Source organism: Parahoeflea alexandrii (assembly GCF_027214025.1).
Lineage (GTDB): Bacteria > Pseudomonadota > Alphaproteobacteria > Rhizobiales > Rhizobiaceae > Hoeflea > Hoeflea alexandrii_A.
The window spans coordinates 1-242 of the sequence record NZ_JAPWHB010000058.1; the positions used below are offsets into that span (position 1 = coordinate 1).

1 protein-coding gene is annotated in these 242 nt (G+C 41.3%); it reads right to left on the bottom strand.

The features are described from left to right. The coding region (locus O4H62_RS26400; RefSeq protein ID WP_331284497.1) for an ATP-binding protein at positions 1–242 on the bottom strand (242 nt) is incomplete at both ends.

The window sequence follows — 242 nt, forward strand, 5'->3', positions numbered from 1 at the left end:
GCTTACACTTGTTCCGGCATCTCCAGATTGAATCTGAATCTTCGCCTCGTTTCCAAACAAGCTGATAAGTCGTCTGTTTAGATTTTCAACAGCTGATCCCGTTCCTTCTTGCGAACTGACCGCTCTGACTCCTAAGTCGTTTAGAATATCTTCTCTGACCCCTACTCCGTTATCTTTTACATTTATGACGAGTGAATGAGTGTCTTCAGTGATTTGTATGATGACTTGATTATCCATTTTTC